This is a genomic window from Marinobacter sp. F3R08 (assembly GCF_018860425.1).
Lineage (GTDB): Bacteria > Pseudomonadota > Gammaproteobacteria > Pseudomonadales > Oleiphilaceae > Marinobacter.
In genome coordinates this window covers 344484-356983 of record NZ_JAHKPI010000020.1, presented here as the reverse complement: position 1 = coordinate 356983, position 12500 = coordinate 344484, and the positions used below count along the sequence as shown (strand labels likewise).

11 protein-coding genes are annotated in these 12500 nt (G+C 58.8%); 8 read left to right on the top strand and 3 right to left on the bottom strand.

The genetic code is table 11. From position 1 onward, the window contains the following. Positions 1–53: 53 nt before the first annotated feature. The 4 genes from KO499_RS13980 to KO499_RS13965 all read left to right on the top strand — a co-directional run bounded on the left by KO499_RS13980 (position 54) and on the right by KO499_RS13965 (position 3980). On the top strand, positions 54–1457 hold the full coding sequence (locus KO499_RS13980) for an ethanolamine ammonia-lyase subunit EutB (protein WP_215984366.1): 1404 nt from the start codon (positions 54–56) through the stop codon (positions 1455–1457). Next, positions 1450–2280 (top strand): ethanolamine ammonia-lyase subunit EutC, encoded by an 831-nt coding sequence (gene eutC, locus KO499_RS13975; protein WP_215984365.1) that lies wholly within the window; start codon positions 1450–1452, stop codon positions 2278–2280. Before KO499_RS13980 ends, eutC begins: the two co-directional genes overlap by 8 nt. Positions 2281–2316: 36 nt before the next feature. Then, entirely contained in the window at positions 2317–3072 is a 756-nt protein-coding gene (locus KO499_RS13970; RefSeq protein WP_215984364.1) for a putative 4-mercaptohistidine N1-methyltransferase, read from the top strand. A gap of 167 nt (positions 3073–3239) precedes the next feature. Next, positions 3240–3980, top strand: a complete 741-nt coding sequence (locus KO499_RS13965) for a ParA family protein (RefSeq protein ID WP_215984363.1) — start codon at positions 3240–3242, stop codon at positions 3978–3980. 15 nt (positions 3981–3995) lie between these two features. On the opposite strand, the gene KO499_RS13960 is transcribed toward KO499_RS13965, so the two are convergent. Beyond that, positions 3996–4772 (bottom strand): GntR family transcriptional regulator, encoded by a 777-nt coding sequence (locus KO499_RS13960; protein ID WP_215984362.1) that lies wholly within the window; start codon positions 4770–4772, stop codon positions 3996–3998. A gap of 226 nt (positions 4773–4998) precedes the next feature. On the opposite strand from KO499_RS13960, the gene KO499_RS13955 reads away from it, so the two are divergent. Genes KO499_RS13955 through KO499_RS13940 form a run of 4 tightly spaced genes read left to right on the top strand, consistent with a single transcriptional unit; the run spans position 4999 to position 10767 of the window. Beyond that, on the top strand, positions 4999–5838 hold the full coding sequence (locus KO499_RS13955) for a (Fe-S)-binding protein (RefSeq protein ID WP_215984361.1): 840 nt from the start codon (positions 4999–5001) through the stop codon (positions 5836–5838). Further along, the gene (locus KO499_RS13950) at positions 5835–7286 is read left to right on the top strand and encodes a LutB/LldF family L-lactate oxidation iron-sulfur protein (RefSeq protein ID WP_215984360.1); all 1452 of its coding nucleotides are present in this window, start codon (positions 5835–5837) and stop codon (positions 7284–7286) included. The genes KO499_RS13955 and KO499_RS13950 overlap by 4 nt, the downstream gene beginning before the upstream one ends. Beyond that, on the top strand, positions 7283–7954 hold the full coding sequence (locus KO499_RS13945; protein WP_215984359.1) for a LutC/YkgG family protein: 672 nt from the start codon (positions 7283–7285) through the stop codon (positions 7952–7954). Before KO499_RS13950 ends, KO499_RS13945 begins: the two co-directional genes overlap by 4 nt. Continuing rightward, on the top strand, positions 7951–10767 hold the full coding sequence (locus tag KO499_RS13940) for an FAD-binding and (Fe-S)-binding domain-containing protein (RefSeq protein WP_215984358.1): 2817 nt from the start codon (positions 7951–7953) through the stop codon (positions 10765–10767). The genes KO499_RS13945 and KO499_RS13940 overlap by 4 nt, the downstream gene beginning before the upstream one ends. Before the next feature lie 3 nt (positions 10768–10770). Here the strand turns inward: KO499_RS13940 and nfsA are convergent, their stop codons facing one another. Both nfsA and KO499_RS13930 read right to left on the bottom strand, forming a co-directional pair. Next, on the bottom strand, positions 10771–11508 hold the full coding sequence (nfsA, locus tag KO499_RS13935) for an oxygen-insensitive NADPH nitroreductase (protein WP_215984357.1): 738 nt from the start codon (positions 11506–11508) through the stop codon (positions 10771–10773). Positions 11509–11610: 102 nt separating this feature from the next. Continuing rightward, positions 11611–12405 carry an enoyl-CoA hydratase-related protein gene (locus KO499_RS13930; RefSeq protein WP_215984356.1) on the bottom strand — a complete coding sequence of 265 codons (795 nt, stop codon included), beginning with the start codon at positions 12403–12405 and terminating at the stop codon, positions 11611–11613. Positions 12406–12500 lie beyond the last annotated feature (95 nt).

Genomic DNA, 12500 nt, shown 5'->3' with positions numbered 1-12500 from the left:
TCCGGGTGATAATCACTTAAGATAATAGAATAACGGGTCGCAGGGAGAGGGCAATGTATCGGTACAGTCTGGGTGATAGGCGCTGGCAGTTTGCCACGCTGGCTGAGTTGATGGCCAAAGCCACGCCGGCACGGTCCGGTGACCGGCTGGCAGGCCTCATCGCGCACACCGCCGAGGAGCGAGTGGTGGCCCAGATGGCGCTGGCGGACTTGCCGTTGAAGACCTTTCTGACCGAAGCGCTTATCCCCTACGAGCAGGATGAAGTAACCCGGCTGATCCTGGATGACCATGATCCCGTGGCGTTTGAGCCTGTCTCTCATCTGACCGTCGGCGATTTCCGGAACTGGCTGCTCAGCGATCTAGCCACGCCAGAGATGCTTGTGAGAGTCCGGGCGGGGATTACCCCGGAGATGGCTGCGGCTGTGTCCAAGATCATGCGCAACCAGGACCTGATTCTGGTGGCGGCCAAATGCCGGGTTCAGACCGCTTTTCGCAGCACTATCGGCTTGCCAGGCAGGATGTCTACCCGGCTCCAGCCCAACCACCCTACCGACGACATTACCGGCATAGCGGCCAGCATTCTGGATGGTTTGCTCTACGGCAGTGGCGATGCGGTTATCGGGATCAATCCTGCCACAGACAATGTGGCCCAGAGTGTCCGGCTTTTGCAATTGATGGACGAGGTGATGCACACCTACGACATTCCCACCCAGTCCTGCGTGCTGACCCATGTGACCAATACCCTGGAAGCCATCGAGCAGAACGCTCCGGTGGATCTGGTGTTTCAGTCCATTGGTGGTACCGAAGCCACCAACCGCAGCTTCGGCTTCGATCTTGCAACCCTCGCCGAGGCCCGTGATGCAGCCCTTTCGCTCAAGCGCGGTACCGCCGGCAATAACGTGATGTATTTCGAAACCGGTCAGGGCAGTGCACTGTCTGCGGATGCCCACCACGGGGTGGATCAGCAGACCTGCGAAGCCCGGGCCTATGCCGTGGCCCGCAAGTTCGAGCCACTGCTGGTGAACACCGTGGTGGGCTTCATCGGCCCGGAATACCTGTTTGATGGCAAGGAGATTACGCGGGCCGGACTGGAGGATCATTTCTGTGGAAAGTTGCTGGGCCTGCCCATGGGCTGTGACATCTGCTACACCAACCACGCCGAGGCGGATCAGAATGATATGGACAATCTGCTTACCTTGCTTGGCGTAGCCGGCTGTAATTTCATCATGGGCATACCCGGCTCGGATGACATTATGCTGAACTACCAGACCACATCCTTCCACGATGCCCTGTACCTGCGCCGGGTCCTGAATAAACGACCGGCGCCGGAATTCGAACAATGGCTGACGAAGATGCAGATTTTCCGGGATACCGAAGGCAAGGTGCCTGCGGAGGGCTTGCCCGAGGCCTTCCGGGAAAGCCTGGCCCGTTTACCGGAGGGGCCGGGTCATGACTGAGCACCAACCGGTTGTAACCGAGAATCCATGGCGTCGGCTGTCGGCCTGGACCGATGCCCGTATTGGACTGGGGCGCGCGGGCGTAAGCTTGCCCACCCGGGAAATGCTGGCGTTTCAGTTGGCCCATGCGCAGGCAAGGGATGCGGTGCATCTGGCGTTGGATACGGAGCGTCTGATGGCGGATCTCAGTGATCTTTCCGGACGCAAACCAGTCCTGTTAAAGCATGCCCCGATTCATCTGCAAAGCCAGGCGGTGGACCGATTGACCTACCTGCAGCGCCCGGACCTTGGGCGCAGGCTCAGCCAGCCGTCTTGTGATGCGCTGGATCGCTTAGGCCATACCGGTGAGTCGCCCGTCGATCTCTCCCTGGTGATTGCTGACGGCCTATCGTCTTATGGCGTGCAGCAAAATGCCGTTGCTTTTCTGGATGCGCTGCTGACTGACCTTGAGTCTGATGATCAGTCCTGGGAATTGGCGCCACTCGTTGCTGTCTCCCAGGGCCGGGTTGCCGTTGGTGACGACATTGGCCAGAGACTCAATGCCCGTTGCGTGATTGTGCTGATCGGCGAGCGCCCCGGCCTGAGTTCGCCGGACAGTCTCGGGCTTTACCTGACCTGGGCGCCGGGGAGCGGGCTGACTGATGCCAGTCGGAACTGTATATCCAACATCCGGCCGGCGGGACTGTCTGCAGAAGAAGCAAGCCGGCGGCTGATGTATCTGCTCCGGGAGGCCCGTCAAAAAAAGCTGTCCGGGGTGTCGCTCAAGGATCGGTCAGAAGAACCTGTCATTGATCAGGGGATCGGAAACTTCCTGCTACGCTAAAGATAGCCGCTGAATCATTTATGAAAGGAGAATCCTTTGCAGCAAAGCGCGTTCTATGAAAATGACACCACCCTTGCCCAGTACCTGGAGTTTCACTTTGGCGAGCGGTGGCATGGCGAGGCCAACTTCCCGAAGGCTCTGGCCAATGCGGCCATGGTTGCCATGGACGGCCGGCCCCTGGAACGCGCGTTGGATATTGGCTGCGCTGTTGGTCGCACCAGTTTTGAGCTGGCCCGGCACTTCGGGCATGTGGATGGCATCGATTATTCCAACGCTTTCGTGAGTAAGTGTCAGGAGATGGCCCGGGACAAGCGCGTGCGCTATGCCCGCCCTGAGGAGGGTGCGCTGGTTAGCCTGGAGGAGAGAACTCTGGAATCTCTGGGCTTGGAAGAGACCGCCGAAAGGGTGGCGTTTCACCAGGGCGATGCCTGCGATCTGCAGCCTCAGTTCAGTGGCTACGATCTGGTGCTGGCGGGCAACCTGATTGATCGGCTATACCAGCCTTCGCTGTTTCTGGAGACGATTCACGAGCGGATCAACGAGCTCGGGTTGCTGGTGATTGCCTCGCCCTACACCTGGCTCGAGGAGTACACGCCGAAGGAGCATTGGGTTGGCGGGGTAACCAGGAATGGTGAGGATTTTTCGACCTTTGACGGTCTCAAGGAGATGCTGGCGCCTCACTTCCGACTGTTGTTTGAACCCCGCAGTCTGCCGTTTGTCATTCGGGAGACCAGGAACAAATTCCAGCACAGTTTTTCCGAGCTTACCGTTTGGGAAAAAGTGAGACAGTAGGAGTCTGGGGTAATTATGGATAGCCTCCGGGCTGTCATCAAACTGTCACCGGAAAAGCCTAACCTGAGCCTCTATCAGGACGACATGCATTGTGTTGTGCATCGTGTGAATGCTTTAACCGGGGACTTCCCCGGTTTTTTTATGCCTGAATTAAAGGATCTGACAGGATGAGAGTCATTGCGTTTTATAGCCTGAAGGGGGGAGTGGGCAAGACCTCCGCGGCGGTGAATATCGCTTACCTTGCGAGCCAGGCAGGTTATTCAACCCTGCTCTGGGATCTTGACCCCCAGGGAGCATCCAGCTGGTATCTGGCCGGTGCCGATCGGGTCAAGGGCCACAAGTTGTCTCAGTTACTGAAAGGTAAAACGCCCATTGCCGAATTTATTCATGAGAGTGGCTATGACAACCTGGATTTCATCCCTTCGCACACCAGCTTCCGAAACATGGATGTGAAACTGGATCAGGAAGACGGCAGCAATCTGATTAAACAATGGCTGGCACCACTCTCTGAAGAAACCAGTCTTGTGGTTCTTGATTGCCCGCCTTCATTGTCGAGACTCTCCGAACAGGTGCTCAAGGCCGCAGACGAGGTGTTTGTGCCGGTCATTCCAACCTGGCTTTCCCTGAACAGCTGGAAGCAGTTGCTGGAGTTTGCAAAGGACAAAAAACTGAAGCCGGGCAAGCTGCACCCGTTCTATTCCATGGCGGATCGCAGGAAAGGGCTGCACCGGGAACTGATAAATTCGCAGGATGACGTTATGCCTAAAGGCCTGAAAACGATCATCCCGAATGCCAGTGTGGTTGAGAAAATGGGAGAGGAGGGCACGCCGGTGGAGTTGCTTGCCCCCGGCTCCGTCGCAGCGGATGCCTATCGCCGGCTATGGCTCGAGATTCATCGCCTGCTTTGACCACCAGTGATGGGTTCAGCCCCGTGAAAGCTTGTCCCTTCGCTGTGAGCGCTCCAGCCGGCGGTGGCTTTCGTTTCGCTCTGAAAGCACCTTCTGGACATAAAGGATGTGCTTGCCGGCGAGCTCCCGGGCCTCTTCTGCCCGTCCCCCGGTGATCGCTTCAAACAGCATTCGATGTTGCTCTACCAGTCCCTGGCGAGCTTCTGCTTCCTTCTGGTACATGCCGTCGATGTTGGTCACAACGTTACTTTTCAGCATATTGAACAGATTGCGGATGGTGTGCAGCAAAATAACGTTGTGGCTGGCCTCGGCAATCGCCAGGTGGAAACGGGCATCGGCCGCGCCCTCAGCCTCCAGGTTCCGGTCAGTGTCCGTGCTGTAGCAGGCCTGAAGCTCCTCATAAGCCGCTTTCAGGTGGGCCTTGTCCAGCTCCGTAGCTCTTAATGCCGCGTAATAGGCGCAGTCTGCTTCCAGGGTTCGCCGGAATTCCAGCAGGTCCCGTTGCGCTTCGGGCCGGTTTTCCAGCAGGGGAATCAGTGGGTCGCTGAAGCTGCCGCCCAGAGATTCTGTCACGAAATTGCCGCCACCCTGACGGCTCACCAGCAGACCTCTGGCAGTCAGACGCTGAATAGCCTCCCGCAGTGATGGCCGGGATACCCCGAATTGCTCGGACAGCACCCGCTCGGGAGGTAGTCGTTCGCCCGGTTGCAGGGTGCCCTCCAGAATCATGGTTTCCAGTTGCTCCACGATGGTATCCGCCAGTCTCCGGGGTGCGATGTGTCCGATGCCCATTGCAATTCGACTCGTTGAAGGAAATAAAAATATTGGTATTACCAATACCACAGGCAGTCTCAAAGGCCAAGCCCGGAACGACTAGATGGCTTATAGAAGGGCGGTCATCGCTGAAAATCTTTGACATTCACTGGCCGTCTCGAATAACGTATCTTATTGCCAGTGTAAATTGGTATTACCAATTATAACAATCTGTCGGTTTGAAACCGAATTGAGGCAGAAGCCAATGAGCGAACTGTTTTACGATGCCGCACCGAACGCCACTCGTGTGGCACCCGGGCGTAAACCACAACGGGTATACCCGGATAAACCGGAAGCGGTCACGCTGTTCGGGACCTGTGTAGTCGATCTGTTTTTCCCGGAAGCGGGGTTGGACGCCATTCGCCTGCTTGAGCGAGAGGGCATCCGTGTGGAGTTCCCCCAGGAACAGAGCTGTTGTGGTCAGCCCGCCTGGACCTCGGGCTACCGGGAGGAAGCCCGGGCGGTGGCCCGCGCCCAGCTGGATATTCTGGATCGTTCGGGGTTGCCGGTGGTGGTTCCGTCAGGCTCCTGCGCCGGCATGTTCCGGCATCACTATCAGGCACTTTTTGCCGACCAGCCCGACATGCTCAAGCGGGTGCAGGCGCTGGCCGAGCGCACCTTCGAACTGACCGAATTCCTGCTGTACGTCTGCAAGGTTCAGCTGACGGATAATGGCGCGCCCCGGAAGATCGCCCTGCATACTTCCTGCTCTGCCCGCCGGGAAATGAATACCCACCTGCACGCCCGCGAGCTTCTGAAGCAGCTTGGCAGGGTGGAGCGGGTTGATCATGACCACGAGAGTGAATGTTGCGGATTTGGTGGCACTTTCTCTGTGCGAATGCCGGAAGTCTCCGGCGCCATGGTGAAAGACAAGACCCGTTCTTTGCTGGATTCCGGTGCGATTGAAATGGTCACTGCCGATGGTGGCTGCCTGATGAACATCAACGGCTCTCTGGAAAAACAACGGGAAGCCTTCCGCGGCCGGCATCTGGCCAGTTTCCTCTGGGAACGGAGTAACGTCCCCGGCAAAGGAGGCGTTGCATGAGTCGGCGCATTCCGGTCACTGAGCTGACTCCGGATTTCAGGGGCCGTGCTGAAGAAGCGCTGGCAGACGGGCAATTGCGCAACAATTTCCGTGTTGCGATGGATTCGTTGATGTCCAAGCGTGCCAACGCGTTTCAGGACGCTGACGAACGTGAAGGCCTGCGGGAGCTTGGGAATCGCATCAAGGCCGGCGCTCTGTCCCATCTGCCGGATCTGCTGGAACAGCTCGAACAGACGCTGACAGCCAACGGTGTCAAGGTGCACTGGGCCGAGACGCTTGAGGAAGCCAATACCCTGGTGCACGGCATCATCGAGGCGCGACAAGGTCGTCAGGTGGTGAAAGGCAAGTCCATGGTCAGCGAAGAGATGGAAATGAACGACTACCTGGCGGAGCGGGGCATCGAATGCCTGGAATCCGACATGGGGGAGTACATTGTCCAGCTCGATAACGAGAAGCCCTCCCACATCATCATGCCGGCGATTCACAAGAACGCCCGGCAGGTGTCAAAGCTGTTCCACGACAAGCTCGGCGAGCCGGAAACCGAAGACGTCAATCAGCTGATTCAGGTCGGTCGGCGGACCCTTCGCCAGAAATTCATGGACGCGGATGTGGGAGTTTCCGGTGTCAACTTCGCCATCGCTGAAACCGGCACGTTGTTACTGGTCGAGAACGAAGGCAACGGCCGCATGAGTACCACGGTGCCGCCGGTTCATATCGCGGTGACGGGAATTGAAAAAGTGGTCGCCAACCTTCGGGACGTGGTGCCGCTGGTATCCCTGCTGACCCGTTCGGCTCTTGGTCAGCCCATCACCACCTACGTGAATCTGATCTCCGGCCCTCGTAAACCAGACGAGCTGGATGGCCCGGAGGAGGTGCATCTGGTGCTGCTGGATAACGGCCGCAGCGGCGCTTTCGCCGATGCCCAGATGCGTCAGACACTCAACTGTATCCGCTGTGGCGCCTGTATGAATCATTGTCCGGTTTATACGCGGGTGGGTGGCCACACCTATGGTGAAGTCTATCCGGGGCCCATCGGCAAGATCATTACACCACACATGGCGGGGCTGGATAACGTCCCTGATCATCCCAGTGCCTCGTCGCTGTGCGGTGCCTGTGGCGACGTCTGCCCGGTCAAGATCCCGATCCCCGAACTGTTACAGCGGTTGCGCCAGGAAAATGTGAAGAGCCCCGAGCAGCCGCAACAGGTAAAAGGTGGCGGCGCCAAGTTCTCCCGGACGGAGCGCTGGATCTGGCGCGGATGGCAGACACTGAACACCCGGCCGACGCTGTATCGGAGTTTTCTGTGGGCGGCTACCCGTTTCCGGGCGTTGTCGCCAAAAAAGGCTGGTCCCTGGACCGAGAATCACAGTGCGCCCGTGCCGGCTCGCAGGTCCCTGCACGACCTGGCGGCAGAGCACCTCAATCAGAAGGGAGGCCGGCCGTCATGAGTGCCCGTGCGAACATCCTCGGTAAGTTGAGAAACAGTCTGGCAGGCACAACGCCCCGCCCGGATGAGTTTGATGAACGTCTGGTGACCGAGCCCTGGCGTTATGCGTCGGAAAACCGGATTACCCGTTTGCGTAGTCTGATGGAAGCGGTTCAGACTGAAGTACATCTTTGTTGCTCTGACAACTGGCCGGAACTTGTGGCCGGGCTGTTGGCGGAACGGGGCATCACCAACCTGTTGTGCGCGCCCGGGAAAGAACATGGCCGGGCGTTGCAGACGCATTTTGAGGCGACCGAACAGAATGTCCGGCTGATGGCCTATGATCGGCCGGTGGAGGCCTGGAAAGAAGAACTGTTCCGGAACGTTGATGCGAGCCTGACCGGCACGGTGGGCGGCATCGCCGCAACCGGAACACTGGTGCTCTGGCCTGATCGCCATGAACCCCGGCTGATGAGCCTTGTGCCGCCAGTGCATATCGCCCTGCTCAAGGCCAGTGAGATTCACGACAATCTGTACGACATGATGGTGGCCCAGGATTGGGCGGCCGGGCTGCCCACCAACGTTTTGCTGGTCTCCGGCCCGTCCAAGACCGCAGATATTGAACAAGTGCTGGCCTATGGTGCCCACGGTCCCCGTGAGCTCATTGTGCTGGTTCTGGAGGATGTATGAGCTTTTCTTCAGCGGTGCTGGCAGAGATCCGGCAATGTATTCCGGATAACCGGGTTTTTGATGACCCGGTTTCCACCCTCGCCTTTGGAACCGATGCCAGTTTCTATCGGCTGATACCCAAGGTTGTGGTGCGCGTTCAGGACGAAGGCGAGGTGATTGATCTTCTGGCGCTGGCCCGTAAACACCAGGTGCCCGTGACGTTCCGGGCCGCCGGTACCAGCCTCTCGGGCCAGGCGATCAGCGACTCCATTCTGATCGTGCTGGGTGATCAGTGGAACGGCCATGACATCCGCGCCGAGGGCCGTCAGATTCGACTTCAGCCCGGCGTCATCGGTGCCCAGGCCAATGCCTGGCTGGCGTCCCGCGGCTACAAGATCGGACCGGATCCTGCCTCCATCAACGCCTGCAAGATTGGCGGCATCGTTGCCAACAATGCCAGTGGCATGTGCTGTGGCACCGCCCAGAATAGCTATCACACTCTGGCCGGTATGCGCCTGGTACTGGCAGACGGGACAGTGCTGGATACCGAGGATGCAGAGAGCGTGTCGGCGTTTCGCGACAGTCATGGTGAGTTGCTGACGGCTCTGGAAACACTGGCCAGCAGTACCCGGCAAAATCCTGAGCTGGCGGAGCGTATCCGTCACAAATACCGGTTGAAGAACACCACAGGGTTGTCTCTGAATGCCCTGGTGGACTTCAAGGATCCGATCGACATCCTCACGCACCTGATGGTGGGCTCGGAAGGCACGCTCGGTTTTGTCAGCGCAGTCACCTACAACACGGTACCTGAGTACCCTGACAAGGCGACGGCTCTGCTGGTGTTCCGGGATGCGACGAGCTGCTGCCGCGCGGCGTCCGTGCTCCGGTCACAGCCGGTGGCTGCAGTGGAGTTGCTGGACCGTCGCAGTCTCCGCTCGGTGCAGGACAAGCCCGGCTTGCCGGACTGGATTCACGGGCTGTCGGAAGACGCCTGTGCGCTGCTGGTGGAGACCCGGGCAGCAAGCTCTGACGTTCTCGATGAACAGCTGGCTCGCATTGGTGAGGCGCTGGCGGAATTTCCGCTGGAACAGCAGGTGGACTTTACCCGGGATGCCCGCGTTTCCGATCAGCTCTGGGCGATTCGTAAAGGCACCTTCCCGGCAGTGGGCGCGGTACGGCCGAATGGCACCACGGTTATCATCGAGGATGTGACTTTTCCCATCGAGCAGCTTGCAGAGGGGGTTACCCGCCTGCAGGCACTGTTCGTAAAACATGGCTATCACGACGCCATCATTTTCGGTCATGCCCTTGAGGGCAACCTGCACTTTGTGTTCCCCCAGGGGTTCGGTGATGCCGATGAAGTCGCCCGATACCAGGCGTTTATGGATGACGTGGCGCAACTGGTCGCGGTGGAGTTCGGCGGTTCGCTGAAGGCTGAACATGGCACCGGGCGCAACATGGCGCCCTTCGTCGAGCTGGAGTGGGGGCACGACGCCTGGCAGTTGATGTGGCAGATCAAGCGGTTGCTGGACCCTGACAACCTGCTGAATCCGGATGTGGTGCTGTCGGAGGATCCGCAGATTCACCTCAAGAATCTGAAGCCCCTGCCGGAAGCCGATCCTCTGGTGGACAAATGCATTGAATGTGGCTTCTGCGAGCCGGTCTGCCCCTCCGAAGGGCTCACATTGTCGCCGAGGCAACGTATCGTGCTCTGGCGGGACATTCAGGCCCGCCGGCGGGCCGGCGAGGACACCGGAGCACTGGAAGAGGCGTATCAGTACCACGGCCTGGATACCTGTGCGGCCACCGGTCTTTGTGCCCAGCGATGTCCTGTGGGCATCAATACCGGTGATCTGGTGCGTAAACTGCGCAGTGAGAAAGCCACCGGCCAGAGCGTTGCCAATCAGTTGGCCCGGCATTTTGCAGGTGCGCTCAAGGCGACCCGGTTTGTTCTTGCTGGCGCATCCACCGCTGAACGTTTGCTCGGGGCGCCATTGTTAACCCGTCTGAGCGCCGGGATTCGTAAAGTCTCTGGCGGTCGGGTGGCCCAATGGGATCCGAGTCTGCCCCAGCCGGTGCGTTTTGTTGCGCCCGCCCAGCCCGCTTCAGGCGATGGCAGGCCCAGGGTGGTTTATCTGGCCGCCTGTGTGTCCCGGACCATGGGCCCGGCCCGGGGTGACAAGGCACAGGAGCCGTTGATTGATGTGACTCGACGGTTGCTGGAAAAAGCCGGATACCAGGTGGTGTATCCGGATTCCGTCGACAGCCTGTGTTGTGGTCAGCCCTTTGCTTCCAAAGGCTATCCGGAGCAAGCCGCCAATAAAAGAAATGAACTGATTTCGGCGCTGTTGAGGGCCAGCCGGAACGGCGTGGATCCGATCTACTGCGACACCAGTCCCTGTACCCTGCAGATTCGGGAAGCAGCTGCTGAGGCTGGCCTGAAGGTTTTCGATCCCGTGAAGTTCATCCGCGAGCATCTGCTGGAGCGCCTGCACTTTGAGCCTGAACAGACATCGCTTGCGGTGCATGTAACCTGCAGTACCCAACATCTGGGTGAAGCTCAGGGTCTGATTGATATTGCCCGGCGCTGTAGCACGAAGGTTGTTGTGCCTGAGGGTATTCACTGCTGTGGCTTTGCCGGCGACAAGGGCTTTAACGTACCGGAACTGAATGCCCATGCCCTGCAAACCCTGGCTGGGCAGACCGCCGGGTGCGAGGAAGGGATATCCACCAGTCGCACCTGCGAGATTGGCCTCAGCCGGCATAGCGGGATTGATTATCACGGCCTGGTGTACCTGGTAGACCGGGTCACCAGGTCGCGAGCAACCGGGTAGCGGTTATTTCATCTCGAAGCCGCACTTGCTCAGGAAGTCGCGCATGTGCGGACGCAGCTTCGAGGTGAACAGCGGCTTGAGCTGTTCGGACCAGGTGGTGTCCTTGTTGCCGCCGGTCCGCTCCCGGTAGTAGTCATTCATGGTTTGATCGAAGCCGGCGACCAGTTCATCGTCCATTTCATCGGTATAGAAATCTTCCCTGAGAACTGCCTCGACCGGCAGCCTGGGCTTGACCTCCGGGTTCTGGTCCGGGTAGCCCAGACACATGCCGAAGACCGGGTACACATGTTCCGGCAACCGGAGGATCTCACTGATCTGTGCCGGGTTGTTGCGTATGCCGCCGATGTAACACAGGCCCAGCCCTTCGGATTCCGCCGCAACAGCAACGTTCTGCGCCATCAGGCTGGCGTCTATGGTGGCAACCAGTAACTGCTCGGTCATCCCCCGGATCACCTCGGCTCCGGCCCGATCCGCGGCAGCGGTTGAGCGTTTCATATCCGCGCAGAACACCAGGAAATCAGAGCAGTCGGCGATGTAGTTCTGGCCACCGGCCAGCTCCGCGATCTTCTGGCGGTTGTCCGGATTGACCACATGGATGACCGAATAGGCCTGCACGTGGTTCGAGGTGGCGGCGCTCTGGCCGGCACGGATCAGTTCTCTGAGCAGTTCGTGAGGAATTTTTTCCCCGGTGAATTTACGGATAGAGCGGTGGGACTTCAGTAGTTCTATGGTTGGATTCATGTCGGCTCGCAAACAGTTCAGGCCTGAGGCCAGAAAGAGATGAAAGGGAGAAGATTACGATTTTTCTCTGTACGAACGCAAAAGCCGACGTCATCCATTGGGTCATTGGCCATGAAATACGGGTGGACGCTTTGCGAGAAACGCAGACACGCCTTCGGCAAAATCCTCCGTACGGGTCATATCAAGGAAGGCCGCCTTTTCTGCTTCCATATGGGCTGCCAGCTGGTTGCCGTTGGCCCGGTCGGTTAGTTGGCGGAAGGCGCCAAAGGCCCGGGTTGGTCCCGCGGTGACCTTTGCTATGACGCTGTTCAGCAGGCTTTCATAGGCGCCCGCCGGGGCCAGCTCGGTGACCATGCCCCAGTCTCGGGCTTCTGCAGCGCTGAGAGTGCGTCCCAGCAACATCAGTTGCGCTGCCCGACCGGCGCCGAGTTTGCGGGCCAGAAACCAGCTGCCGCCACAATCCGGAACTGCGCCAATGCCATTGTAGGCGACGAGGAATTTGGTGTCTTCGTGAGCCACCACCAGATCAGCCATCAGGGCGAGGCTCATGCCGGCGCCAGCAGCGACGCCATGCACCGCGGCGATCACCGGGGCATCCATGCTGCGCAGAAGAAGGATGGCCGGATTTACCGCATCCAGAATGGTGCTGATGGTTTTGCCAGCCTGCCCGGAGGTTCCGGCCATGCTGGAGACATCACCGCCTGCCATAAAGGCACGACCCGCACCGGTGAGGACAATACAACGTACTCCTGACCGGGTTTTCAGGTCCTGAACAGCAGCAAGAAAGGCTTGTGCCAGAGGTACATTAATCGCGTTCAGTGCTTCAGGCCGGTTGAACGTCAGCGTTGCCGCCCCGGTTTCAGAATCAAATTCGGTGGTAACCAGAGTGTCTGTCATGGTTGCTTTTCCTCCCGTTTCGGCAGGCCTGAAGACCAGGGTTCTGCGTGCTCATTGTTATTTTCTGTCTGGTATCAGGGTAGAGAAGTTTGCCT

Coding starts and splice junctions, on each gene's coding strand:
- KO499_RS13930 (WP_215984356.1), bottom strand. CDS start 12,405: ATGACAGACACTCTGGTTACCACCGAATTTGATTCTGAAACCGGGGCG.
- KO499_RS13960 (WP_215984362.1), bottom strand. CDS start 4,772: ATGGGCATCGGACACATCGCACCCCGGAGACTGGCGGATACCATCGTG.
- KO499_RS13980 (WP_215984366.1), top strand. CDS start 54: ATGTATCGGTACAGTCTGGGTGATAGGCGCTGGCAGTTTGCCACGCTG.
- KO499_RS13955 (WP_215984361.1), top strand. CDS start 4,999: ATGAGCGAACTGTTTTACGATGCCGCACCGAACGCCACTCGTGTGGCA.
- KO499_RS13950 (WP_215984360.1), top strand. CDS start 5,835: ATGAGTCGGCGCATTCCGGTCACTGAGCTGACTCCGGATTTCAGGGGC.
- KO499_RS13940 (WP_215984358.1), top strand. CDS start 7,951: ATGAGCTTTTCTTCAGCGGTGCTGGCAGAGATCCGGCAATGTATTCCG.
- KO499_RS13945 (WP_215984359.1), top strand. CDS start 7,283: ATGAGTGCCCGTGCGAACATCCTCGGTAAGTTGAGAAACAGTCTGGCA.
- eutC (WP_215984365.1), top strand. CDS start 1,450: ATGACTGAGCACCAACCGGTTGTAACCGAGAATCCATGGCGTCGGCTG.
- nfsA (WP_215984357.1), bottom strand. CDS start 11,508: ATGAATCCAACCATAGAACTACTGAAGTCCCACCGCTCTATCCGTAAA.
- KO499_RS13965 (WP_215984363.1), top strand. CDS start 3,240: ATGAGAGTCATTGCGTTTTATAGCCTGAAGGGGGGAGTGGGCAAGACC.